Annotated in this window: 26 protein-coding genes; 16 read left to right on the top strand and 10 right to left on the bottom strand. The window is 48.3% G+C overall.

All coding sequences use genetic code 11. The features are described from left to right. The first annotated feature begins 137 nt into the window (after positions 1-137). Complete coding sequence (locus ACPLJI_RS07265) at positions 138-929, top strand: succinylglutamate desuccinylase/aspartoacylase family protein (RefSeq protein WP_424731164.1); 792 nt, start codon at positions 138-140, stop codon at positions 927-929. Between the two features lie 375 nt (positions 930-1,304). Here the strand turns inward: ACPLJI_RS07265 and ACPLJI_RS07260 are convergent, their stop codons facing one another. The 6 genes from ACPLJI_RS07260 to argC form a co-directional block, all read right to left on the bottom strand. Continuing rightward, a complete protein-coding gene (locus ACPLJI_RS07260) occupies positions 1,305-2,975 on the bottom strand; it encodes a pseudomurein-binding repeat-containing protein (protein WP_424731163.1) in 1,671 nt (556 codons plus the stop codon). Between the two features lie 9 nt (positions 2,976-2,984). After that, positions 2,985-3,449, bottom strand: coding sequence for an aspartate carbamoyltransferase regulatory subunit (gene pyrI, locus ACPLJI_RS07255; RefSeq protein ID WP_424731162.1), 465 nt, complete (start codon positions 3,447-3,449; stop codon positions 2,985-2,987). 18 nt (positions 3,450-3,467) lie between these two features. After that, positions 3,468-4,676, bottom strand: a complete 1,209-nt coding sequence (locus ACPLJI_RS07250; RefSeq protein ID WP_424731161.1) for a preprotein translocase subunit SecD — start codon at positions 4,674-4,676, stop codon at positions 3,468-3,470. Beyond that, the gene (locus ACPLJI_RS07245; RefSeq protein ID WP_424741190.1) at positions 4,673-5,509 is read right to left on the bottom strand and encodes a protein translocase subunit SecF; all 837 of its coding nucleotides are present in this window, start codon (positions 5,507-5,509) and stop codon (positions 4,673-4,675) included. The genes ACPLJI_RS07250 and ACPLJI_RS07245 overlap by 4 nt, the downstream gene beginning before the upstream one ends. Positions 5,510-5,545: 36 nt before the next feature. Further along, complete coding sequence (locus ACPLJI_RS07240) at positions 5,546-6,061, bottom strand: flavodoxin family protein (protein ID WP_424731159.1); 516 nt, start codon at positions 6,059-6,061, stop codon at positions 5,546-5,548. A gap of 73 nt (positions 6,062-6,134) precedes the next feature. Next, a complete protein-coding gene (gene argC, locus ACPLJI_RS07235; protein WP_424731158.1) occupies positions 6,135-7,136 on the bottom strand; it encodes an N-acetyl-gamma-glutamyl-phosphate reductase in 1,002 nt (333 codons plus the stop codon). Positions 7,137-7,341: 205 nt separating this feature from the next. Between argC and ACPLJI_RS07230 the strand changes: the two genes are divergently transcribed. Then, positions 7,342-8,139 (top strand): transglutaminase-like domain-containing protein, encoded by a 798-nt coding sequence (locus tag ACPLJI_RS07230; RefSeq protein ID WP_424731166.1) that lies wholly within the window; start codon positions 7,342-7,344, stop codon positions 8,137-8,139. 26 nt (positions 8,140-8,165) lie between these two features. On the opposite strand, the gene ACPLJI_RS07225 is transcribed toward ACPLJI_RS07230, so the two are convergent. Together ACPLJI_RS07225 and hisA are read right to left on the bottom strand one after the other, a co-directional pair. Beyond that, entirely contained in the window at positions 8,166-8,621 is a 456-nt protein-coding gene (locus tag ACPLJI_RS07225; RefSeq protein WP_424731165.1) for an adenylyltransferase/cytidyltransferase family protein, read from the bottom strand. Between the two features lie 26 nt (positions 8,622-8,647). Further along, positions 8,648-9,388 (bottom strand): 1-(5-phosphoribosyl)-5-[(5-phosphoribosylamino)methylideneamino]imidazole-4-carboxamide isomerase, encoded by a 741-nt coding sequence (gene hisA / locus ACPLJI_RS07220; protein WP_424741191.1) that lies wholly within the window; start codon positions 9,386-9,388, stop codon positions 8,648-8,650. A gap of 135 nt (positions 9,389-9,523) precedes the next feature. Here hisA and ACPLJI_RS07215 point away from each other — a divergent pair, with 135 nt between their 5' ends. After that, positions 9,524-10,114, top strand: coding sequence for a V4R domain-containing protein (locus ACPLJI_RS07215; RefSeq protein WP_424731614.1), 591 nt, complete (start codon positions 9,524-9,526; stop codon positions 10,112-10,114). A gap of 97 nt (positions 10,115-10,211) precedes the next feature. On the opposite strand, the gene ACPLJI_RS07210 is transcribed toward ACPLJI_RS07215, so the two are convergent. Continuing rightward, positions 10,212-11,129 carry a DMT family transporter gene (locus tag ACPLJI_RS07210; protein WP_424741189.1) on the bottom strand — a complete coding sequence of 306 codons (918 nt, stop codon included), beginning with the start codon at positions 11,127-11,129 and terminating at the stop codon, positions 10,212-10,214. 199 nt (positions 11,130-11,328) lie between these two features. Between ACPLJI_RS07210 and truA the strand changes: the two genes are divergently transcribed. From truA to ACPLJI_RS07175, 7 genes are all read left to right on the top strand, one after another. Beyond that, a complete protein-coding gene (gene truA / locus ACPLJI_RS07205; RefSeq protein WP_424730478.1) occupies positions 11,329-12,150 on the top strand; it encodes a tRNA pseudouridine(38-40) synthase TruA in 822 nt (273 codons plus the stop codon). A 117-nt stretch (positions 12,151-12,267) separates the two neighbouring features. Continuing rightward, complete coding sequence (locus tag ACPLJI_RS07200) at positions 12,268-13,593, top strand: DUF460 domain-containing protein (RefSeq protein WP_424730479.1); 1,326 nt, start codon at positions 12,268-12,270, stop codon at positions 13,591-13,593. 22 nt (positions 13,594-13,615) lie between these two features. Then, a complete protein-coding gene (gene wecB / locus ACPLJI_RS07195) occupies positions 13,616-14,920 on the top strand; it encodes a non-hydrolyzing UDP-N-acetylglucosamine 2-epimerase (RefSeq protein ID WP_424730480.1) in 1,305 nt (434 codons plus the stop codon). 12 nt (positions 14,921-14,932) lie between these two features. Further along, complete coding sequence (locus tag ACPLJI_RS07190; protein ID WP_424730481.1) at positions 14,933-16,228, top strand: nucleotide sugar dehydrogenase; 1,296 nt, start codon at positions 14,933-14,935, stop codon at positions 16,226-16,228. Continuing rightward, entirely contained in the window at positions 16,225-17,205 is a 981-nt protein-coding gene (locus tag ACPLJI_RS07185; RefSeq protein WP_424730482.1) for an ATP-grasp domain-containing protein, read from the top strand. The genes ACPLJI_RS07190 and ACPLJI_RS07185 overlap by 4 nt, the downstream gene beginning before the upstream one ends. Before the next feature lie 20 nt (positions 17,206-17,225). Beyond that, positions 17,226-18,251, top strand: coding sequence for a hydantoinase/oxoprolinase family protein (locus ACPLJI_RS07180; RefSeq protein ID WP_424730490.1), 1,026 nt, complete (start codon positions 17,226-17,228; stop codon positions 18,249-18,251). A gap of 4 nt (positions 18,252-18,255) precedes the next feature. After that, complete coding sequence (locus tag ACPLJI_RS07175) at positions 18,256-18,930, top strand: hypothetical protein (RefSeq protein WP_424730483.1); 675 nt, start codon at positions 18,256-18,258, stop codon at positions 18,928-18,930. 169 nt (positions 18,931-19,099) lie between these two features. Here ACPLJI_RS07175 and ACPLJI_RS07170 read toward each other — a convergent pair whose 3' ends face one another. Further along, the gene (locus tag ACPLJI_RS07170; protein ID WP_424730484.1) at positions 19,100-19,615 is read right to left on the bottom strand and encodes a CDP-2,3-bis-(O-geranylgeranyl)-sn-glycerol synthase; all 516 of its coding nucleotides are present in this window, start codon (positions 19,613-19,615) and stop codon (positions 19,100-19,102) included. Between the two features lie 153 nt (positions 19,616-19,768). On the opposite strand from ACPLJI_RS07170, the gene tes reads away from it, so the two are divergent. The 6 genes from tes to ACPLJI_RS07140 are packed head-to-tail and all read left to right on the top strand — an operon-like array spanning position 19,769 to position 25,430. Then, positions 19,769-21,262 (top strand): tetraether lipid synthase Tes, encoded by a 1,494-nt coding sequence (gene tes / locus ACPLJI_RS07165; protein ID WP_424730485.1) that lies wholly within the window; start codon positions 19,769-19,771, stop codon positions 21,260-21,262. 1 nt (position 21,263) lies between these two features. After that, positions 21,264-22,244, top strand: coding sequence for a beta-ribofuranosylaminobenzene 5'-phosphate synthase (locus tag ACPLJI_RS07160; protein WP_424730491.1), 981 nt, complete (start codon positions 21,264-21,266; stop codon positions 22,242-22,244). A gap of 18 nt (positions 22,245-22,262) precedes the next feature. Next, entirely contained in the window at positions 22,263-22,763 is a 501-nt protein-coding gene (gene hacB / locus ACPLJI_RS07155; protein WP_424730486.1) for a homoaconitase small subunit, read from the top strand. A gap of 40 nt (positions 22,764-22,803) precedes the next feature. Continuing rightward, entirely contained in the window at positions 22,804-23,412 is a 609-nt protein-coding gene (locus ACPLJI_RS07150) for an HVO_0476 family zinc finger protein (protein WP_424730487.1), read from the top strand. Between the two features lie 26 nt (positions 23,413-23,438). Continuing rightward, complete coding sequence (locus ACPLJI_RS07145) at positions 23,439-24,092, top strand: protein-L-isoaspartate O-methyltransferase (protein ID WP_424730488.1); 654 nt, start codon at positions 23,439-23,441, stop codon at positions 24,090-24,092. A gap of 51 nt (positions 24,093-24,143) precedes the next feature. Next, positions 24,144-25,430 carry a tRNA (N(6)-L-threonylcarbamoyladenosine(37)-C(2))-methylthiotransferase gene (locus ACPLJI_RS07140; protein ID WP_424730489.1) on the top strand — a complete coding sequence of 429 codons (1,287 nt, stop codon included), beginning with the start codon at positions 24,144-24,146 and terminating at the stop codon, positions 25,428-25,430. Positions 25,431-25,557 lie beyond the last annotated feature (127 nt).

Here is a 25,557-nt window from a genome sequence, read left to right as displayed (position 1 = left end):
GATGATTGGTTTGTTCATGTCCTTTTTTTCTGGAACCAAAAAACCAGTATAGAGATGATTGGTTTGTTCATGTCCTTTTTTTCTGGAACCAAAAAACCAATATATAATGCTGAATATAGATATGGCAGGTGAGGATTATGAGAAAAGCACCTTTGAAATTTTTAACGATTCTAATTACAGTTGCACTTTTCCTTTCATCTCTCCCCGTGGCTTCGGCACTCAAAACTGAGATTATCTATACCGGGACCGGGGGGGATGTATCAAGGAACTATTACATCAGGCACCACTCCCCTCACACACCGGTAACATCGGAGGTTTTTCAGGCCGCAAAAAAGGGCACACCGATGTTTACATTTGGGAATGGTGGCAGGAAGGTTATCATAGTTGCAGGTGTCCATGGAAATGAACTTCCAGCTTCAATTGCTGCTGTTAAACTCATAAATTACCTTTCAGGTAAGAGTATAAAGGGGACGGTCTACGTTGTACCTTTCCTTATACCATCATCCACTGCCCGGAGTTCCAGGTACTGGAATGGTAAGAACCCCAACAGCATTGCAAATGTCAGGGGCACACCATCCAATAGGATAGTTCAGGTGGCTGCTTCAAGGGGCGTGAGTGCCGTGGGGGACTTCCACTCAACAAGACCAGGCGGAGTGCCCGGGAAAACATCGATCCTCTGCACAAGGATACCCACCTATGAGAGCTACAGGATGGCATCATACATGAGCCGTTACAGCGGATCAGCCCTCATACCATCACAGGTGGCAGGTAAGGATTATCCAGGAGCCCTTGAGGATGTCTGCAACCTTGCAGGCATTCCTGCAGTTACAGCTGAGGTCCGGTCACCCCATGGTTCGGTTGCATCTGGGAGTGTTACAAAATCCTACACCCAGATGATAGCCTTCCTGAGGTACAATGGTGTCATCTGATGAGATCAGCGCACGTCAGGGAAACCTGATGATAGCCTTCCTGAGGAGATCAGCGCACGTCAGGGAAAAACATTCAGGTGTTCAACTGCCTCTGAGAGGGAATTTATCGTGTAAACCCCCGAAACCGGGGTTTCCCTGGGTAAAGGTATCTGCTATGGAGAATAGCGTGATATGAATTGGGATTTATACTCTGATGAGACCGGTACAAGGGTGTCTGCAATGGAGAATAGCGTGATATGAATTGGGATTTATACTCTGATGTGACCTGTAAAAAGGTATCTGCAATGGAGAATAACCCCATTTTCCTTCCTTTTTGATTATCTGTTTTTGCAGAAAAGGAGTTATATTAAATTGAAAAGGGGAGGCTCGGCACACCTATGTTATGAGGTCCTTTATGAACTGGACCACGGTGTCCATGAGGCTCTCACCCACCTTAACGGATGATGGGAACACCATCTTGCTCTTATCTGTGTGGTTCTGGATTATCTGTGCAAACATCAGTGTGTACTCGTCCCTTCCAAGCTTTTTATCACCCACTGCGACATAGGAGGGAAGCCTCCTGTTGCTCTTTGTGAATTCATAGACCCTCCTTGCGGCGTCACGGTACTCAGCCCTTGTGAGTGTCCCTGTATATGTGTTGCTTGAGGAACTGGCGTCTGATACTGCAGTTGTGTTATTTCTGATGGGAAGCCCTGCTATGTACTGGGATGCGAGGTAGACCCACTTCTCCCGGGTCATACCTGTTGCCTCACCACTGACTATCCGGCGGGCATCTGCTGAGAGTGTGGTTGGATCGATCTCATGCCTTGCGATGTAGGCTGATGAATCCACTGTCCTCAGGTGCTCACCATCTGCAGAGTAGGCGTAATCGATGAGCTTCATTGCTGTGAAGTGGACCTGCTGGCTCTGGGGTAAAACCCTTGGTTCCAGGAGGAGAATACCTGCACTCCTGAGGTACTCTGAGGGGTCCCTGATCCCTGCAAAGTAGACATTTGAGAAGTTATCATCCCATGCCCTTGATAGGTAGCTGGTCCTCTCAAGGTTGAGGCTACCGTAGTTCACATAGGCCGCCCCGTCGAGTCTGGAGGCGTATGATCTGAGGTAACCTGATTTTATCCCTGAGATGGTACTGTACATCGTCCCGGGGCATGCAGCTGCTATGTAAACAGCAAGGGACCCTGAGGGGGCATTCTTGATCGCACGCTCTGCTTCCCCGGGGGCCGGTGATCTCTCATCTATTATAACCCTTGCTGACCCTGCTATCTCTGCCTTTATGGATTCCATGAGTGTTCTTCCATTAACACCATTCAACCTGTCTGAACTCATGTATATGGTCTCTGGTGTACCTGAAGCGTAGCGGTTCATTATAACAGATGTCGTTGGATAAGATGATGACCAGAGAACCGTTTCATTGACTCTAACTGATGTGGATGTGGAGAATACAGCTGATCTCCAGAGTGTCATTGCCACGGGGAGAAGTGGCCTGGGTGCCATAACAGCGGGTCCTGATTTTGGGTTGAGGGCGCTGAGTGTGGCTGAGTCACTGCCATACCACACCCTCTGGTAGGGTATGCCAAGGGCCTTCAGTGATGATGATGGTATGGCTGATGAGGGGGCACATACGATTATCTTCCTGGGCTTCAAACGTTTTATCTCTGTTTTGGTGGCTGATGGTAACCTTTTCCCGCTTATGAGAAGGGGGGCATCGTTTTTTATTGCAGCATATGCTGCTGATATATCTGAACCCGTTCCAAGAACCACCACGCTGCTCCTGTTCCAGTAACGTGCAAGGGAGGATGCCCTTGCAGGTATACGGGTCCCGTTAACCTTAACGTCACCAACAACAACCGTGTCCATTCCCTTAACATACTTGAGGACGGACTTCTCTGGGGTGTAACTGCTCACCACAAGCCCGCTTTTTGTATGTGCCGCCGCAGGTGCCGTTATAATGGCATGGGATGAATCTGTTACAAAAACAGCGCCGGCTGCAGGTGATACGAGAAACAGGAATATGATTACCAGTGCAGATGCCTTAATCTCTCTCATGGAATCACCCTAAAACTGGGATTCTATCTCCTCGGTCTCTATGAGGCGCTCACAGTAATAGCATCGCAGCATCACAGGCTCCTTTGATATGACATAGAATCTGTTCTCAACGCCCTCGTTGCTGTTGGTTATGCAGTTGGGGTTGGGACATCTGAGGATGCCCCTCACCTCATCCAGAAGCCTCACCTTGGCCTTTTCAACAATCTGGTAATCCCTTATGATGTTTATGGTGGCCCGCGGGGCTATAAGGGCTATCTGATCCACCTCTGATGACTCAAGTTCCCTGTTCTCTATCTTGACAATGTCCTTGGAGCCAAGCTGGGATGAATCCATGTTCATCGCAACCGTCACCTTGCTCCTTCCATCAGGTAATCCAAGGATGTTGAGTACATTGAGGGCCCTGTTGGCGGTTATGTGGTCTATAACCGTTCCGTTCTTTATTGGCTTGACCCGCAGTTCAAAGGGTTTCTTCATCTCACAACCACCTTCAGATCACCTTCTCCCCACATTGAAAGTTTCAATGAACTTTGCATACACCGGCCTTGTGATAAATACTCCTATGAGCACCCCAAGGACGGTGGTGAATGCGAAACCTGAAAGAAGACCTATACCTGTGGCACCCCTTGAGAAGCCCACGTAGGCCAGTGGAAGCATTGCGGCTATCAGGGTACCTGCAGATGCGAATATTATGAAGAAGGCATCCTTTATCCTGAACTTACGTCGGGTTCTTCTGCCCTCACCTGCCAGCACCTCGTCTGTTATGATGATCTGGTCATCCACACCGGTACCTATGGCTGCCAGTATACCTGCTATGGCCGCAAGGTCAATGTTCCACCTTATAACAGCAGCAGCACCCAGGATGATTATGAGTTCCGCAAGTGTCGTCATGAAGATTGGCACAACCAGGATGGGTGTCCTGTAGCGTATTATGAGTATGGCGGCAATTGCAAGGATAGCAAGAAGTCCTGCGATCAGCGCACCCTCTGCAAACTGCCTTCCAAGTTCAGCGGATACACTGCTCACACCAACAATTTTAACCTTAACAGGAAGAGACCCTGATTTCAGGAGTGTCTCTATTTCCTTTGCCTGCGCCTCAGCCTCTTCCCTGCTGTTCTCAGTCCCTGTTATACGGACATCTGTGGTTGGTTTTCCTGTTGCAACCTCAGGTGAAATCTCAGGGGAGGTGATCAGACGGTCATCCAGGTACATGTTAACCGGTTGCCCTGCTTTGCCCCTGGCGGCCTCAGCAAACCTCTTTGCTCCTGCAGTTGAAAGCTTGAAGGGCACCTCCCATTCATTGCCTGTGATTATGGGCGCCTGAACACTCACAATGTCCGCCCCTGTGAGGACTGTTTCGTTTCCTATCCTAGCCTCAAATTTACCCGGTGTCCCCACTATGTTTGCAACCTGATCCGGCTGCACACCTGCAATTTCAACTATAACGTTCTGATCGCCACTGGCACGTACCTTCACGTCCTTGACACCGAATATGTTCAGTCTCTTGTCCAGCACGCTTGTCACTGTATTCATTGTGGCAGCATCCACAGGCCTTTCAAGCTGTATCTGTATGAGTGAACCCCCCTTGAGGTCAAGACCCTGCTGGATCCCCAGGGTTGACACCGCAGCTATGCTGCCTGCAACAAGGACAAGGAGGAGTATCACCCTGTAATCTTTGAGGAATTTTGAGACCTTCCTGTTCATGCTTTAACCTCCAGGTACCACCTTAGAATTCCAAGGTTCATTAGCCAGGTGGTTATGATATCCGCAAGGAGCCCTATTATGAGCACAGCGGCTATGTTACTCAGGACCTGTGCCTCGGGCATAATGAAAACGGTGACCAGGTACAGGGCTGTCATTGAGGCAATGGCCGATATGGACATGGTTAGACCTGTCTTCATGGCCCCAAGGGCCCTCTGGTTGATGTCCCCCTTCCTCTGTTTCAGGACCCTTGTGGTGAGGAGAATGTCAGTGTCCACACTGTAACCTATGAGCATGAGTATGGCCCCCACCGATGCAAGGGAGAGGGGTATGCCGAGGAGTGACATGCCACCAACCGCTATTATTATGTCGGATGCTGCTGCAAGGATAACAGCAATGGATGGTATCGGGTCCCTGAACACTATGAAGACTGTGATTGACATGAAGAGGAATGCGAATCCAATGGCCCAGTATATCTGATTCAGTGCCTGCCTGCTAAGGACGGGTCCTACAGACTTGTAACTGTTTATGGTTGCAGTCCCCTTAAGTGCCTCCTTCACCCTGACAACATCCACATCGGTACCGAACTGTACCGTCGCCCTTTTACCTGTCACCGACAGCACCTTCACATCATCCAGACCCATCTTACCCCTGAGGAGTGATTCCAGTTCCGGGCCGCTGATGCTCCTCTCAAGGGTCAGGTCTGCGAGAGCACCCCCCTTGAGGTCCACGCTTTCATTGAGCCCATGGAAAACCACAAGGAGAATGGCCAGCAGTGTTATGGCTGCAGGTATTGCTATGAGTGGTTTGTATGATCTTAACATCCTATCAATCAATGTTATCACCTGTGATAATCTCTTCGTGGCAGCTCATCACCTGGAGCTGTATATCTTCAGGTCCTTTTCCGCCATCAGCTTGAGTGTATCCTCCCGCACCTGGATGAGTTCCTTTCCACCGGTTTTCTGCATGAAGAAATTCACTATACGACCCCCACGGGCCCTTATCTTTTCAGACATGCGTTCAATTACCCCCTCACCGCCCTGTCTGCTCATGGTTGTGAAGGGTATCACGTCCTTCCCAAGGAAGTCTGCACTGTCAATGAAGGTTATCACCGCAGGCGCGGGTTTCCCGGCCCAGGTTGGGGTGCCCAGGTATATGAGGTCATATTCTGAGAGTTCAACCCTTTCTGGACTTATTGGAGTCTTTGATTCCCTAAGTGCATCTATTGAGGACTTAAAACTACTTAAAAATCCTTTTCTATCCTTAAGATCATTGATTTCAATTAGATCAGCATTCAATTCCTCTGCAAGTGTCTTTGCCACCATTGCAGTGTTTCCTGTGCGTGAATAGTAGATCACACATGTCTTCATTGTATCACTCAGCTTCATCACCTAAGAGAATCTGATCAATTTATTTATAATATAATTTTCTGTTCCCTTAATATCCATTGAATCCAGAATATCATGGATGCATTCCAGGGAAGTCAAGGCCATCTACCTCACTGAATCCACACATTATGTTCATGTTCTGTATGGCCTGACCGGAGGCACCCTTCACAAGGTTGTCTATGGCAGAGACTATAACGGCCCTCTGATTATCATCGACCTCAAAGCATCCTATGTGGCAGAAGTTTGAACCCCTCACAGCACTGAGCACCGGCATATCATCAACAACCCTGACAAAGGGTTCTCCATCGTAGAAACCCTGGAATATCTCTCTGAGTTCGTCCTGACGGAGTTCCTCATTGAGGATGGCATGTGCGGTTGTGAGGATACCCCTCGTTACCGGGACAAGGTGTGGTGTGAAACTGAGCCTCACCGGGTTGAACCTTGAAAGTTCCTGCCTTATTTCAGGTGTGTGCCTGTGTCTTGTCACATTGTAGGCGGTAACATTGTCACTGCATTCAGGGTAATGGGTAAGGGGGGTTGGCTTCACACCGGCACCACTCACACCTGTCTTTGAATCAATTATGAATGTTTCAGCAAGCTTCTCATAAACCAGGGGGAGACATGCAAGTATTGCACCTGTTGGGAAGCATCCTGGATTCGCCACAAGATCTGCAGATTCTATCTCATCCCTGTGGATCTCAGGAAGACCATAGACTGCTTCAAGGGGTTTTTCATGTTTGATTCCATACCAGTCCTCATACGTCCCGGTGTCCTGGAACCGGTAGTCCCCGCTGAGATCCACAACCCTCATACCCCTCTCCATCAGATCAGGAACGATCTTCATTGAGGCTCCATGGGGTGTGGCGGTGAAAACGATATCTGCGTCCATTTTTTCCATGGACTCCTGAAATTTCAGGTCAGTGTCCTGGAGATGGGGATGTACGCGCGACACAGAAAGACCCCTGTACTGCCTTGAGGTTGCAGCCACCACCTCCACTCTTCTGTGGTTCTCAAGCAATCTGAGGAGTTCACCACCGGTATATCCACTGGCTCCAATAATACCCGCACTGATCATGTCAATCACCTTTGCTGATAATTATTACTAGTTTGGTGAAATGCATTTAAATAAGGTTGTATTCTGCTTAAGGGGACCAAAAACTTATAAGTGGCGTGGCATAGAATTACTTGAATGTCCATGGGGGAGGAGTTACCCCCACAATGGAGGCGGTAAAATTAAGCGTCACTCGATATTTGCAGTGCTGCTACTTCTTGGGGTGGCAGTGTTGCCTGCAGGTTATGTGAGTGCAGCCGATTCAAATATAACATCCAATGCAACGGTTAACAGCACAGCATCCAGCACCTCTGCGTACACAAAGGTATCTCCATCGACAACGGTGAGTTACACCTACCACGAGTATGTCCCATATACTGTCAGGGTAAAGGTCCCCTACCTGAAACCCTACAAGGTGAAGGTTAAAACACCCCTAAAGAGGTACTACTACAGGAAGGGAAAGTACAGGGTTCGGTACGTCTACAGCTACACATATGTGACCAAGTACCGTAAGACCTACAGATGGGTTACAGAGACACGCTACAGAAAGGTTACGCGGACTGGCTATGCTGAGATGGGCGATTACCTCAGGGAAACAGAAAACTGCCAGGTTTCGGATCCTGAAATTTCTTCTCTTAGTTCTAACCTCACTGAAGGGTGCACTTCAACCTATGATAAGGCTCTTCGTATATTCAACTGGGTCCGGGACAATATAGACTACAGCTTCTACTACAATACAAGAAACGGCGCGGTTGAGACACTCCACAGAAGGTCAGCCAACTGCTGTGACCACACACATCTCCTGGTTGCTCTTGCAAGATCTGCAAACATACCCGCAAGGTACGTGCATGGCAAATGCGTATTTAGAAGCGGAAACACCTACGGACACGTCTGGGGACAGTTATATATCAATGGAAAATGGTATGACGCAGACGCAACAAGCTTCTCAAACACGCTTGGCACAATCAAAAACTGGGACACTTCCAGCGCATTCATAAATGGTGTTTACGCTGAATTACCATTCTAGAATCTATATCCAATTTTTATTTTTTTTTAGCAGTTTTTCAGGGCATTCTCATCAAATTCCATCTTCCTTATCCTTTTTATTATCTTACAGGTACTGTCAAGTTCTGATCTTCTGTATTTACCCACCCTTTTAACCTCACACCCAAGGCCCCTTCTCCTGAGTTCATCTTGGAGTTCACCGACATCGAACTTCTGATCGGGGCCTATGGCAATTATATCAGGCTTCAACCTGTGAACTATCTCAAACATATCGGTTTCACTTCCAAGGTAGGCCTCATCAACGGGTTTAAGCATCCTTACAACTTCAAGTCTCTGCTTCTCACCTATGATGGGTGTCCTCTTACGGGCCCTTACCGTGGAGTCCCTTGCAAGTACAACAACCAGTCTGGCGTTTTCTCCTCCAAGTTTCTTTGCCTCCTCAAGGAAAAATCCGTGTCCAGGGTGGATTATGTCAAATGTTCCCGTGGCCATGACGGTTTTAATTCCAGGCCTTCCCTCAGAGGATCCATTCATTTCAGTCCCTGATATTTTAAGGCCTCCCTGAAGTCTATCTTGCCCCTGTAAATCGCTGAACCAATAACAACACCTGCAGCACCTGTTTTCTGGAGCTCCTCAATGTCCTGGATGCTGCTGATACCCCCCGAGTAAACAACGGGCACATCAACGGCATTCACAAGTTCAATCACAGGGTCTGGATCAAATCCAGAGAGAAGACCCTCAAAGTCGACATTTGTAAAGAGTATACTTCCAGCACCTTGCTCCTGGAGTTTTCTACCCACTTCCACAGCTGTGCATTCTATATCCTCTGTCCATCCCCTTATAACAACCTTTGAATCCCTGCTATCGAGTGATACCATTATACGGTCTGGGCCATATTCCTCTGAGAGATCCCCTATAACCTCCGGGTTTTCGATGGCCATGGTTCCGAGTATTATCCTTTCAAAGCCCATCTCCAGGAGTTCACAGGCATATCCCTTACTTCTTATTCCTCCACCTATCTGGAGGGGCACAGAGACCCTTTCTGTGATTTCTTTAAGGATACCGGTATTCCTCTCTGAACCCAGGGCACCGTCAAGGTCAACCACATGGATGAGCTCAGCACCCAGGGATTCCCACCTCTCTGCCACACCAGCAGGGTCATCAATCACAACCTGTTCGGTACCGGGTTTTCCCTGCACAAGCTGGACGCATTTACCGTTTCTTATATCAACAGCTGGAATTATGAGCATTCTATCCTTTCTGAAAGTCATATCAATCACGATGTAATCAATGTTGAGGGATATCAGAAAACCCATTGAAATATTATCCTCTCAATGCTATACCCAGTTTGCACTGAAAATTATTTAAGAATTTCACCCAGATATAATTATAAATGGGTGTTGGTAATGACCGGTTTGAGGGCCCTAATCAGGGAATACAGAAGGATAACAGACAATGAAATCAGGTCTGAAACAGGCGATGGAACTCTTATGGGTCCAAGAAGACCCCTTAAGGAGAATATAGAGTTCAGAGACCTCCTGAATCCAGATAGGAGATATTTTTCAGCTTTCAAAGAGGATGACAAGTATGTATCCAGCTTCCGTCTCGGCCACTTCAATATCCCGGATATAATCGCCGGTTCAGCTGCTGGTGTCTCATACATAGGGGGCATGAACCTTGGAAGGGCGCTCGTAAATGAGGGTCTTGCAGATGACACCAGATCACTGTGCGGGTTAATGCTGGAGCATAAACTCGGGATACTTGACGTTATATCTGAAGAGGGGGATGGAAGACACCTCACGATGGATATAAGGGTCTATGAGTGCATCGAATGCTCGGGCCTTCCAAATATCGGACGCCCCATCTGCTTCTTTGAGGCCGGGATAATAGCAGGGGCACTCTCTGAGATACTCGGGGGGAGGGTTGATGCATATGAGAGACGGTGCTGGACCAATGGCTACTCCTTCTGCCAGTTTGATGTGAGGGCCAGACTATGATCAAACTTGAATTACCTTTAATGCCTAAGTGGAGAATTCAGCTCCAGACTTAAATTTTGATGCCATTCCAGGGGAGAATTATAACTCCAGAGTTAAACTATTTTTTAATGCCATTCCAGTAGAGAATCATAACCCCAATGAGCATAACAATTCCAGAAACCCCCTGCATGGCTGAAAAGGGTTCATTCAGGATTAAAAACGCAAATATTGCCCCAAACAGTGACGATAATGGGAACAGGGATCCCACCATAGCCGCGCCTATCTCCCTCACTGCAATGTAGATGAGGATGAATGAGCAGCCTATACTGAAAATCGAAACCATGAGTGCATATGGGATCATTTCAAGGGGAAGAGCTGTGCTCAAACCGAGAATCAGCATGATAATCAGGAGCAGAAATCCCCCCACAGAACTTTTAATACCTGAAAGAAGGATGAGATCCCTCTTTTTGCTTAAAAATTTACTCAGAACTGTGTCAAGGCTCCAGAAGAAGGCCGCAGAGATAACAAGGAGGTTGCCGCTCACCATCACGTTGTTAAAGAAACCCTGAAACTCACCCTCACTGACAAGGTAGGCGGCACCAACTATGAGGAGCATTATTCCCAGGAGGTCCTTAAATTTAAGCGTCTCCCTGAAAATCAGGTAGCCGAGGATAATGATGAAGAGAACCTCAATGTTTAAAAGGAGGGATGCATTAACGGCTGTTGTCTCACCAAGACCTGTAAGGAAGAGCACAGGAGCAATAACCGTGCTGAGGAGTGCTGTGAGTAGAAGTAAAAGGTAATCCCTTCCAGTTATCCTGCTCTCTGTATCACCTGTTCTGTTGAGCACGTCAAGTATATTCTCCTTGAGGGGGGACTGCCTCACAGTGAATAGAAAAATACCCGCAATGATATATGTGTAGGCCCCGATGGTTATGGGGTGCATCTCAGATAGCATTATCTTATCAAGGGTTGCTGACATACCAAAGAAGACCGTTGCAGTTATTATACTCAAATAACCCCATATCCTTCGCATACCTGCACCCCAGCGTGAGTGAATCATCAAGATATAACTTGCGGATCACATATAAAACATGGCATGATGATACCATGGTTTAGATATCGCTGACGCAGTGCATAAGAGATTAGGGTCATGTTTCGTAAGTCAGGCTATTCATCAATAACGAACCTTTTTAAAGCATCCCTTGATGTAAAATGGTTCGGGGGAGTTAACAATGAAGAAGATAGCGCTTAAGGTTGCATATATCGGTACCAGTTATCACGGGTTTCAGAGACAGCCCGATGTCCCCACTGTGGAGGGAAAACTCCTTGATGCGCTGAAGGAGGCTGGTGTTATCAGAAGTCCTGGAGAGTCCCGCTTCCAGATAGCCGGCAGAACCGACAGGGGTGTCCATGCACTGGGGAATTTCGTGAGCTTCTTTACAGAGGAGGAGATCCATGTGAACCAGATAAACGACCTTCTCCCCCCTGACATAAAGGTCCTTGCGTGGGCATCTGTAATGTACCCCTTCAAGGTGCGCTACCCCCTTGAGAGACACTACCGTTACATTCTACACAGGGGGGAGTCCATGGACATTGATGCAATGGTCGAGGCAGCTGAACATTTCAGAGGCACCCATGACTTCAGCAACTTCTCAAGGAGGAGTGACAGGAATCCCATAAGAAGGATAAATGATGTCAGGGTATCAGAGAATGGGGACTCCATCCTGGTGGACGTGTACGGTGAAAGCTTCCTCTGGCAGATGGTACGCAAAATGGTAAGGGTCCTGATGATGGTTTCAGAGGGGGAACTATCCCCAGAAGACGTCCCGAAACTTCTGGATACAGACGAAAGGGTTTTCATAGACCCGGCACCCCCTGAGAACCTCATACTCATGGACTTAAGATATGGGGTTAAGATAAAACTCAGACATGATGAATATGCCATTGAACGTTTCAGATCCCTCCTCGAAGAGGAATTCAGGAGGTACCGGGACATGTCAGTGGTCAGAAGGGTCATGGGAGATTCCCTGAGACATATATGCGACTCTGACTGAGTTCCTATCTGGTTTATCCAAAACTCTAAATTAGTTTATTTATATATAGTAATCAGGTAAGCGATAATTCTGGAGGATAGTAATCTGCAGCGGAATAAAAATCCCGATGGGGGTGCTGTGAAACCCCTCACTATAGTTGGTGTTGATCCCGGCCTCACAGTTGGCCTGGCAGTCCTCCACCTGGAAGGGGAACTCCTCTACCTTGGAAGCATGAAGGAGGCCTCAAGGTCCAGCATAATAGAGGAGATAATAAAATATGGAAAACCCATAGTGGTCGCGTCGGACGTATACCCCCCTCCCGGAGCGGTTAAAAGGATAGCTTCAATGCTCAACGCTAAATTATATACTCCAGAGAAGGTTTTGACAGTATCATTCAAGAATGAACTGGTATCAGAATTTTTAAGGGAATCTGAGAATGCGCCGGAAAACTCCCATGAAAGGGACGCCCTTGCAGCGGCTTTGATGGCCTACAGGCATTATGAAAAGAAACTGGGAAAGATTGAGAGGAAGGTTGAGGAGGCTGGACTTACAGCGGGGGAGACTCTGGAGGTCAAGGGCCTGGTTATAATGGGAAAACCAGTTGCAGAAGCCATAAGATCACTTAAGGAAATGGAAAAGCTGGACAAAATCTCTTCTGAAGTTATCAATGGGTTTTCTGAGACAGAAACCTCCCAATTTTCAGCTGAGGATGAAAAATCCCCCGGAGACGTTGAAAAACTCAGGAGGACCATAAGGACTCAGCGTTCAACGATAAGGCACCAGCGTTTGACAATTGAAAAACTCAAAAGGGAGGGGAGGTCCCTTAAGAAGAGGATAAGGAAACTGGAGGAGGAGAATTCAAGGCTGGAATCAAAGCTTGAGAGGTTACAGTATGAATATTCAAGGGACCTTCTACTTAATCGGGAGTTATCACATAAACTCAAGGTCATTGAAAAGCTTCAGAGGAAATACACGAGGGAGCGGGAACGCAGGGAGGCCCTTGAGAGGGACCTTGATTCACTGCTCCAGATAAAGGATATGGAGTCATCAGGAAACACAACACCCGTGAAGATAATTGATAGCTTCACAAGGGAGGGTATAAGGAGTGCCTGCTCCAGGTGGAAGATAAAGAGGGGTGACGTGCTTCTTCTCAGAAGTTCCGAGGGAGGGGGCTCACAGACCGCAAGGATATTAATGGACCTGAAACCCTGCGCCATTATAACCGAGGATAGAATGTCCCACCAGGCCCTTGAGGTTTTCGAGGAGGCTGAAGTGCCTGTCATATCCAGGGAATCCCTTGATATTCAGATACATGATGATTTCGGCTCAGTTAAAACTCAAGATTTAAATAGAGAAATTAAAAAATGGAAACACAGATTAAATGAAAAGAGAAAGAAAAGAGAAGAAGAGGAGCTTCTGAGGGTAATAACTGAATACAGGGCTCAGAGAAGAAGAAATCATTAATGAAACTTTTCAAGTGGTTAACATGAAGATTGCAGTTGTTTTGGGAACGCGGCCGGAGATAATAAAGATGGCCCCTGTCATAGATGAGATAGAAAGGCGCAACCTTGACTTCACGCTCATACACACTGGTCAGCACTACGACCATGAAATGTCAGACCAGTTCTTCATTGACCTGGAGCTCCCGTCACCGGACCACAATATAGGTGCAGGTTCAGGGAGCCATGGAGCCATGACCGGGGAGATGCTGAGGGGCATAGAGGATGTCCTCATGAGGGAGGAACCTGATATCGTGATGGTGCAGGGGGACACAAACGCTGTCCTTGCAGGGGCCCTTGCAGCAGTGAAACTCCACATACCAGTGGGACACGTGGAGGCGGGACTCCGATCCTTTGACAGGACCATGCCCGAGGAGATAAACCGAATGGTGGCGGATGTCTGCTCAAAACTCTACTATGTACCCACCGAGGAATCTGCCATCAACCTCCTCATGGAGGGTGCAGATCCAGAGACCATATTTGTAACAGGAAACACTGTTGTTGACGCCTGCCTCAGGAATATTGATATAGCATCAAAGAAATCAGATATCCTCTCAGAGTTTCCGGATGACGAAGAACTTGTTGTACTTACCCTACACCGCGCAGAAAATGTGGATGATCCTGAAAGGCTCAGGTCAATAGTGGAGGCCATACTTGAGCTTGATGAATTCAGAGTGGTCTTCCCGGTTCATCCAAGGACCAGGAAGAACCTGGAAAAATCCGGCCTCTATGGGGTACTGGTCGAGGCGGAGCATGTCACATTGAAGAAACCAATGGGTTATCTTGATTTCCTTCTTCTGCTTTCAAACTCGTTCCTGGTACTCACAGACTCCGGTGGACTCCAGGAGGAAGCCATAACCTTCAATGTACCCTGTTTAACCCTGCGATACAATACCGAACGTCCGGAAACTGTTGAGGCCGGGGGAAACATACTTGTGGGGGCTGATAAGAATAGAATAACCACAACAGCCAGGAGACTCCTTGAGGACCCTGATTTCAGAGAGCGGATGATGAGGGCAGAGAACCCCTACGGTGATGGGCATGCCTCAGAGAGAATACTGGATGAGACCCTGCGGCTCCACAGGGAGGGCAGGCTCACAATGAAACCGCCAGCTGAGGTCATGGAGGCTCCATCAAGAAGGCTTATACATGTGGATGAGGATATTACAGTGACTGAGCTCGCTGAAAGGAATAATGCAGTTATAAGGATGGTTTATGCTGGAGGAGAACCTGTTTTTCCTTCACTTACACTGAACCTGAAGGGTAAGGATGTTTTGATGGAGTACAGATGATGGAGGAATTACATGGACAACTACAGGATAGCGGTATTTGGCCTTGGACACATAGGTCTTCCAACAGCAGCACTTTTTGCCAGGGCGGGATTTGATGTTACAGGAGTTGACATAAACAGAGAAACGGTGGATAAGGTCAACATAGGAAAATCACCTATCCATGAACCCGGCCTTGATGAACTTGTGGCTGAAGTTGTTGGATCAGGTAAACTGAGGGCGACTGCTGATGGTGTTAGCGCTGCAGAGGAATCAAACGTGTTGCTGCTGGTGGTACCGACACCCGTTAACAGTGACAACACATCCGACCTTTCTGCGGTGATCTCCGCAACAGAGACCATTTCAAAGGGCCTGAAGAGGGGTGACCTTGTGATCATAGAGAGCACCGTACCTCCAGGGGCCTGCGAGAACGTGGTACTTCCCATACTTGAAAAAACAGGTTTGCGCGCATCAGCGGACTTTGGACTTGCATACACCCCCGAAAGGGCCCTCCCAAACAACACACTCCATGAGATGCAGAACAATGCAAGGGTCATAGGGGGCATCGATGGGAAAAGTGCAGAGCTGGCCGCTCAGCTTTACGGTAAGGTCACAAGTGGTGAAGTGATAATCGTGGATGATATCATAACCGCAGAAATGGTTAAGCTCATGGAGAACACCTACAGGGATACCAACATAGCCCTCGCCAATGAACTTGCAGTGATATGCGAGTCACTCGGCATAGACGCCATAAGGGCCATTGAAGCAGCAAACCAGCACCCCCGTGTGAACATCCACACCCCCGGACCCGGTGTTGGGGGCCACTGCCTCTCAATAGACCCCTACTTCATAGTGGAGATGGCAGAGAAAAAGGGTGTACCTGCAAGGCTCATAAGGACGGCCAGGGAGGTCAACGAATCCATGCCATTCCACGTCCTTGAAATTATAAGGGACGCCCTTGAATCAGAGGGCAAAGGTCTTGCAGGATCCAGGATTGGTATTCTTGGAGTGGCCTACAAGGGCGACGTTGCAGATGCAAGGGAGACACCAACAAGGCCCCTCGTGGCAGCCCTCCTATCAGAGGGGGCTGAGGTCATTGTTAACGACCCCCATGTTGATCCTGCACTGATAGAGAAAATGGGTGTTGAACCTGTACCACTTGAGGAGGCCCTTGAATCTGACTGTGTGGTTCTAATGACGGATCATTCAGAGTATCTGGAAATAACCCCTGAGATGATAGGTGGTGGAATATTCATCTGCACAAGACCCGTTCTGGACCCTGAAAAATTCAGAAAACATGGAATAGTATTCCGGGGTGTGGGGCGCCCTTGAAACTGCTTGTATTTGAATATGCCACTGCCTCAGGGATTGAAGACCCTGAGATATTCCTTGAGGGTCGTTCAATGCTTGAGGCTCTTCTGGCTGATTTCAGGGACCTTGACCTTGAATTTCTTCTCTCTGAGAAGTTCACTGATATTGAAATCCAGTCCGATTGCAGGCCAACAATCATCACAACTTCCCTGAGGGAATGGCTCAGAGAAAATCTCCATAGATTTGATGCCTGCATATTCATCGCAGCAGAGGAGGATATGGAACTCTGTAAACTCACAGAACTGGTTGAGGACTCAGGGGTGCTTCTTCTTGGCTCAAGCAGTGAGGCGGTCCGTATATGCTCGGATAAGAGGATGACCTACAGGGCCCTCAGGGGGCTGGTTCCCCTCATAAGGACCTATGGGATTGATGATTTTGAAGAACCACCATCAAGGGTTCTCATAAAACCCGCGGACGGTGTTGCCTGCCAGGGTATAAGGATACTTGAGTCCGGGGACCTCCCTGAGATCCCCGGGAATATGATAATACAGGAATTTGTGGAGGGTGAGAGCGTCAGCGTGAGCCTGCTCTCCGATGGAAGAAGGGCACTTCCACTGAGCCTCAACAGGCAGAATATCCTCATAAGGGGGGATTCACTGGAGTACAATGGGGGAGTCGCCCCTGTGGATCACAGAATGAGGGATGATGCCTTCAGGGTTGCAAAAAGGGCTGTGGAATCCATTAAGGGTTTGAGGGGCTATGTTGGTGTGGACATGATACTTGCAGATGAACCCTATGTTGTTGAGATAAACTCCAGGATCACGACGCCCTACATAGGCCTCAGAAGGATTTCGGAGGGAAACCTGGGCCATATGGTCCTTCAATCAGTTATGGGTGAACTTCCAGAGCGTGTGAAATTCAATGGAACAGCATACTTCAGAAAAGGTTCCAGGGGCATGATTGTGGATGTCCGCAGGGGAGCTGGAACTGGGAATTAAGATTATGGAGTTGACCTTTGATGAAGATAGCAGGATTTGATATTGGAGGAGCAAACACTGACCTGGCAGTAATAGAGTTTGGAGCCGATGGTGAAATGAAGAACGTCCGTGTGGACTTCAGGTACCTCCCCATGTGGCTTAAGAGGGATGAACTTTCAGAGACCCTGATTGAACTTGCAGGGGATGATCTTGATGATCTTGATGGTGTTGGCATATGCATGACAGCGGAACTGGTGGACGCCTACCCGAGCAAGGCAGAGGGTGTTGTCGACATAGTTGAAAGTGTACAGAGCGCATTTGATGTTCCAGTGGCATATGTGAGCCTCTCGGGTATGGTGGACGCCTCTGAGGCGGTCAGGGACCCCATGGATGTGGCGGCAGCCAACTGGGTGGCCACCTCACAGATAGCCTCTGCAATGAGCAGCGACTGCATAATGGTGGATGTGGGAAGCACAACAACAGACATAATACCAGTCAGGGACGGATTTGAGGCTGCAAGGGGAAGGAATGACCTTGAAAGACTATCAACAGGTGAACTTGTATACACGGGTACACTGAGAACCAACGTGGCAACGATAGTTGACAGGGTCCCCCTGCATGATAAATGGTTCAGGGTTTCATCTGAACTTTTCGCAATAACGGCCGATGTTCACAGGGTACTTGGCAATATCAGAGAATCAGACTACACCTGCAGCACACCGGATGGCGCAGAGAAATCCATTGAGGATTGTATGCTGAGGATAGCCCGCGTCCTCTGCGCTGACCTGGAACTCCTTGAACCAGAGGATATACTTGAGGTGGCAGAGTACATCTACCACCAGCAGATACTCAAGATAGCAGAGGGAATCGCAGAGGTTTCAGAGCGCGAAAACCTTGATGAGGTGATCGCAACGGGTCTCGGTATGAATGTCCTTGCAGGGAGGGCTGCGGAAATTCTTGACCTCAAATGCAGAACCATGGATGAATTCCTGACAGAGGAGGAGTGTGTGGTGGCCCCTGCAGTTGGCACAGCGCTCCTGATGGAGGATTACCTCCAGAACAGATAGGTGGATGGTTGAGCTGAAATCAGGGATTTTAATTGCCGGAATTCTCCTCCTGATTGTAACCCCCCTTGTGGTCATGAACCTATCTGACCATTCAACTGTCGGCTCGGATTCCAGGGGATATGTTACAAAGGACGTCTATGCACATTACGGGGAGCAGAACATAAAGGTGGCCGTTGTAACAGGGATACATCCACGGGAAGAGGTTTCAGTTGCACCCATCCAGGGGGCCAGCAGGGCATTCGCACTTCTCCCTGTGGAGGTTGCACTTTACAGTATAAATGTTGAGGATAGTCCCATGGATTACAGCAGGGGCAGGGCCAATGGTGAGGGCCTTGCAGCCACCTACATTCTCCCGGATGTAATGAAATCTGATTATGACCTTGTGATAATTGCCCATGCCCATGCACCGGGTTATGGTGAGGGATTCTATGTTGCAACACCACAGATGGATGAACCATCAGTGAGGATCGCTGAAACTCTCAGGAAGGAAGGTTTCAATTACTACCCGGTCTCAGGAAAAACAAGATACAGGAGTTCATCCGCCAGACTCTTCTCAAGGCCACTCGCTGCCGCGGGTTACCCTACACTGGTCTATGAGGTCCCTGAGTGGTCATCAGCACATGAAGTATTTTTCATGACCCTTAAACTTTTGAGGGCCAGCAGTTCCATTCTAACATGACCTCAGCACTTGGAGAGCTCCAATCAGCGCTCATTGAGTTGCGATAAGGTTTCATTAACTCAACGCCATATTTTCATTGACTGAGTTGTGATCATGGTTTCATTAACTCAACGTCATATTTTCATTGACTCCATGCCCTCAACTTTTGCATTCTTCCATTTTAACATGCTCAGTACCACACATCCTTCATACCGATCAGGTATGCTATGATGTTTGCCGAGAGATGAAGGACCAGTGTGATAAGCATTATCAGGATGATGTAATCAACTGGGAGTACCCTCAGGGGGGATACCAGTATCAGGGCCCCGGCAACGAAGTCAAGCTGATCAAGGACGGGTGCAGGTCTCCCCCTATCTATCTTGAGCCTTCGCTTTATGAAACTACCCGCGGCATCTCCCATGAGGGCTCCGAATCCAAGTAAAAGACCGATCAGAGCTCCTGTTATAACTGAACCTGAAAGAAGACCCTGGATTAACCCTACAATCAGCCCAATGAGGGTACCTGCAGCGGTGCCACGCCAGGTCACCCCGTCTCCTATAAGGCGCCTGCCATCACCGAGTGTGATGCCCATGTCAAGGGCTCTGCCCCCACCGAATACAAGGCCACTTATATTTGCCATGTAGGCCGGTAACATAAAGTATATTACATAGAGAACATCTATAATATTGATAATATCGGTATTCACTTGTACACCTCGCAAAATTGATACCGTAAGAACCGGTCAGTTCAGGCTCCAAGAAGAGGATGCATGGGTTTGTAATTTCATACATCAGATATATAACATTTGCCGGTGAACTGATTCAATGATTTTAATATTCAAATTAGACAGGTGACTGTTGTGGTAATAAAGAGAACAAGGAGTCTCTGCCCTGAGTGTCTCAGACCCGTCGATGCTGAGGTCTTTGAGGATGAGGGCAGGGTTCTAATAAGAAAGGAATGCCCGGAGCATGGAACCTTTGAGGGTGTTTACTGGAGCAATTCCGAGGTCTACCATAAGGCAGAAGATTATGATGAGGAAGGGGAGGGGCTACTGAACCCTCAGACGGATCCCCTGAAGGGATGCCCACTTGACTGTGGCCTCTGTCCTGAACATGAGAGCCACACTGTTCTTGGTCTTATTGATGTCACCAATCGATGCAATCTTAAATGTCCCATCTGTTTTGCCAATGCCGCCGTCTCAAACTACCTTTATGAGCCAACCTATGAAGAGATAAGGGAGATGCTCAGAAATCTCCGCAGAAACAGACCTGTACCCACCCCCGCCATTCAGTACGCGGGCGGTGAACCTACAGTCAGGAAGGATATAGTGGAGCTCGTGAAACTCGCAAGGGAGGAGGGCTTCACCCATGTCCAGATAGCCACAAATGGTGTGAGACTTGCACGCAAACCTGAACTCGCAGCGGAGCTCAGGGAGGCAGGGCTCAACACGGTCTATCTCCAGTTTGACGGGGTCACAGAGGAACCCTACCTTGTATCCAGGGGTAAAAATTTGCTGCCCCTGAAATTACAGGCAATAGAGAACTGCAGAAAGGCGGGTCTTGGAATAGTACTGGTCCCCACACTCGTCAGGGGCCTCAACGACAGCCAGGTGGGGGACATAATAAGGTTCGCCATTGAAAACATCGATATAATAAGGGGTGTTAACTTCCAGCCGGTGTCCTTTGCAGGGAGAACCCCAGCCGACAGGGTTGAGGAGCAGCGCATAACAATACCTGACTTCCAGAAACTCGTGGAGGAACAGACAGGTTCAGAGATAGCCGTGGATGACTTCTACCCGGCATCATCTGTCCGACCAGTATCTGACTTCGTCGAGGCCATCGAGGGTAAACCCCAGGTTAAATTCACCTGCCACCAGCACTGCGGTACAGCAACATACATATTCATAGAGGGCGGGAAAATAATCCCAATAACAAGGTTCATTGATGTTGACAGGTTCTTTGAGATACTTGATAAGGGAAGGGAGGAACTTGAGAAGGGTGGAATAGCAGCAAAGGCCAAATTGATTGCAAAATCAACAATAGAACTCCCAAAAACCCTTGACAAATCAAAGGCACCGGAGTCTGTTGATATAAAGAGCATACTCACGTCAGTATTCAGGGAGAGATCATACAGTGCCCTTGGAGAATTCCACTACAACACTCTTCTTGTATCATGCATGCACTTCATGGATCCATGGAACTTTGATATAGAGAGGGTTAAAAGGTGCGTCATACACTATGCCCTTCCTGATGGGCGCATAGTTCCATTCTGTACCATGAACTCAATACACAGGGCAGAGGTTGAAAAGCAGTTCTCAAAGCCTCTGAAAGATAATCAAAGGAGTGGTAATTGAATTGATCATCAACACACCGTCCAGGTTACACCTCACCCTCATAGACCTCAATGGGAGGAGGGGTCGCCTCGATGGAGGGGTGGGAATCACCCTGAGGGAACCTGAACTGGTCATGGGTCTCGAGGTTTCAGATGAAATCAGCGTGGAGTTCACAGGTGAGGTGAAAAGCACACTCAGGGAGGAATACGTGTCAAAGATAACAGGGGCTGCAGAGAGAACCATCAGGTACATTGGCAGTGATGAAAGATTCACCTTCAAAGTTGAGAGCATGTTCCCGGCCCACTCAGGCCTTGGGTCAGGAACCCAGCTATCCCTTGCAGCCGCAAAACTCATCTCAGAGTACCATGGTGTCAGTATAAGGGCAAGGGAACTGGCAGCGATTGTTGGCAGGGGTGGAACATCAGGCATAGGCGTTGCCTCCTTTGAGGACGGAGGATTCATAGTGGATGCAGGACACAGTACCCGTGAAAAGTCTGACTTCCTTCCTTCATCAGCCTCACATGCATCTCCACCACCGGTTATTGCAAGATATGATTTTCCTGAGGACTGGAAGATCGTGGTTGCCATACCTCACATCGAGAGATCTGTTTCAGGGAAAAGGGAGGTTAACATATTCCAGGAGTACTGTCCCATACCCCTAAGGGAGGTTGAAAGGCTCTCACACATAATTCTCATGAAGATGATGCCCTCAGTCATTGAAGGGGACATTGAGGCATTTGGGGAATCTGTTAATGAAATACAGAAGATAGGATTCAAGAAGGTTGAAAGGGATCTTCAGGACCCCCTGATTGACAGGTTGATAGATGCCATGGTGTCCGCAGGGGCCGCAGGGGCCGGAATGAGTTCATTTGGCCCTGCAGTATACGCGGTCACAGATGGGAAAGCTGACGATATGCTGGATGCTGTTCTGGAGATAATGGATTCTGGGCAGGCCTTTGTAACAGGCGGTCGTAACATGGGGGCCTCTGTGATCAGATCCTGAGTGCAGGAGGGAATCTGGATGGAAGAAGTTATAAGGGGAAGAGTATGGAGATTCGGTGATAACATAGATACTGATATGATCATACCGGGTCGTTATCTTAGGACCTTCAGTCTTGATGAACTGGCATCCCATGTGATGGAGGGTGCAAGGCCAGACTTTGCCTCTGAGGTGAAGATGGGAGACATAATAGTGGCCGGGCGAAACTTCGGGTGTGGATCATCGAGGGAGCAGGCCCCGGTAGCCCTTAAACATGCAGGTGTCGCTGCAATCATTGCAGAATCCTTTGCAAGGATATTCTACAGGAACGCCATAAATATAGGGTTTCCCGTTATAATGGCCCGGGTTGATGCAGTGGACGGGGATGAAATCTCTGTTGATCTGAGGGGTGGCTTCATTGAGAACCTCACCTCTGGAAGGAGATATGAGATGAAGCCATTCAATGAATACATGCTCTCAATACTCCAGGACGGCGGCCTTGTAAACCACTACATCAGGACTCTGAAAGAGGGTTCAGGGTAGAAAAATTCAAATTCACAGGAAAGTGTATGAGGGGTAGTAGATGCAGTGTCCGATTTGCGGGTCAAAGGCATTCAGGGTTTTAAAGAGCAGAACAGATGAGTCCAGATCAAGGAAGATCAAGCACCTTGTACTTGAATGTGAGGAATGCGGGACAGTATTCAGGGACAGTCTTGTGATTGAAAAGCCCGAAAGCCACAGGATAATAATAAGTGAGCATGGAAGCTCCTACAGGGATGAGGTGGATCTATACCCCCATGAGGAGGTATCAGCAGGTGATGCAATCAGTGTCTCAGGAAAACTCGTTGAGATAACCTCCCTGGAACTTAAGAGTGGTAAAAGGGTTGATAAAGCCACTGCAGCGGATGTTGAGACACTCTGGGCTGTTTCACTTGAGGCACCTGCCCGTGTCGGTATATCCGTGGACCTCCATGGTGAGGTCTACTCAAGGAAGGTTGAGGTTGACAGGGACTTTGAATTCCGGGTTGGGGATGTCATGAAGATAGATGAACACGTCTTCAAGATCAGGAGCATAAAGACAGAGGATGGTATGGTAAGGAGGGGCTCCGTACCTGCCCGGCGGATTAAGAGGGTTTATGGCTATCCTGTAAACCTCAGGTTCAGACATGACCTCACAGACATGATTGTGTGATAGCTTAACATTTATAACGTGGTCCAATGATGAATGAAAGACTTGGAATGGTTCAGGACCTCATGGATAAAGGCTACATAAAATCTGAGTCCGTAAGAAGGGCGATGGAGAAGGTTCCAAGGGAGGAGTTTGTCCCTGAAGATGAGAGGCACAGGGCCTACCTTGACATGCCCCTTCCAATAGGTGAGGGGCAGACCATATCCGCACCCCACATGGTCGCAATGATCGCTGAGCTACTGGACCTTGAGAGGGGAATGAAGGTCCTTGAGATTGGTACCGGCTGCGGTTACAATGCAGCTGTCATAGCAGAGATAATTGGGAGTGAGGGCCACCTCTACACGGTTGAGAGGATACATTCATTATATGAAAGGGCAAGGCGGAAACTTGAGGCTCTGGGATATGATAACATCACGGTTATACATGGGGATGGAAGTAAGGGTTACCCTCCAGAGGCCCCCTACAGCAGGATATACGTGACCGCGGCAGCACCCCACATACCTGAACCCCTCAGAGAACAGCTGGAGGTGGGGGGAAAACTTTTAATACCCGTTGGTTCTGATAAATTTTACCAGGAACTTGTTCTTGTTGAAAGACTCTCCTCTGGGGATTACAGATCCAGGAACCTTGGGGGAGTTGCATTTGTTCCACTGATAGGTGAACATGGCTGGAAATTCCATTGAAACTGTATTTAGGTTTGGGATTTCACATATGACCTTTAAAGGGGATTTCTCATGGACAGTATCAGGGTTTACATAGAGACGTTTGGCTGCACATTCAACCAGGCAGACTCAGAGATCATGGCAGGCGTCCTGGGTGAGGCAGGTGCTCTGCTTACAGGGATTGATGAGGCAGATGTGATAATTCTTAACACATGCTATGTTAAGCATCCCACTGAACACAAGGTTATAAACAGGATAAAGAGGATCAGGGAGATGTACCCTGATAAGGGCCTCGTGGTTGCCGGCTGTATGGTTGAAATAGACCCCCTGAAACTTGAATCCATATCAGGGAATGCCTCATGGCTTGGACCCCACCAGCTCATGAGAACGGCGGAGGTTGTGCGTGCCGCATACAGCGGTGATGTTAAAAGAATAAGCGGTTTCACATCCGATGTGAAGGTCGGGGTCCCAAGGGTGAGATCCAACCCTCTGATACACATCATACAGATATGTGAGGGATGCATTGGAAGCTGCAGCTACTGCTGCACACGCTTTGCAAGGGGAAGAATACAGAGTTACCCATCAGATATCATCGTCCAGGAGGCCAGAGAGGCCGTTGAGGCTGGATGCAGAGAAATTCAGCTGACGGCACAGGATACTGCAGCATATGGTTCTGATACAGGTGAGAGACTCTCCGACCTCATAAAAGAGATAACTGAAATACCGGGTGATTTCAGGGTGCGTGTTGGCATGATGCACCCTGCAAGTGTCCTCAGGGACCTTGATGGTCTTGTTGAGGCGTTCAGATCAGAGAAGGTGTACAGTTTCCTTCACCTGCCTGTTCAGAGTGGAAGTGACCGTGTCCTCAGGGATATGGGGAGGGGGCACACTGTGGATGATTTCAGGATGATAGTTGACAGGTTCAGGTCAGGAATTCCTGAAATATCCATTGCAACCGATATAATCGTTGGCTACCCTACTGAGGGTGAGGATGACTTCCTTGAAACCTGCAGGCTTCTTGAGGAGGTGAGGCCTGGCTTCATACACCTATCAAAGTACAGGCACAGGCCAGGTGCCCTATCATCCTCCCTTGATGAGATAGACTTCAGGGAACTGCGGAGACGATCAAAGGCCGTTGAGGAACTCAAGGGGAGGATCACAGAGGAGGAAAATGAAAAACTTGCTGGAACCATTCAGAACATACTCATAGTTGAGAGGGGAAGGAAGGGTGGATTCATAGGCAGGACAGATTCATACATACCTGTGGTTACACATAATGGTGAGCTGGGATCCTTCAGGCGCGTGAGGATCCAGAGGACCACAGGAACGTATCTTATAGGTGAATCGGAAGATCAATAGCCTCCAGCAGATTTATTTTATCTTCTAACCCATTCAATTCTGGTGATTCATGCAGTAAAGTGGGCATGGTTTTTTAATTTACTTAAAATCAGCCATATAACTTTTTAATTTACTTAAAATCAGCCAT

The organism is Methanothermobacter sp. (assembly GCF_049720995.1).
Taxonomy (GTDB): Archaea; Methanobacteriota; Methanobacteria; order Methanobacteriales; family Methanothermobacteraceae; genus Methanothermobacter.
This window is presented reverse-complemented; position numbering and strand designations above follow the sequence as displayed.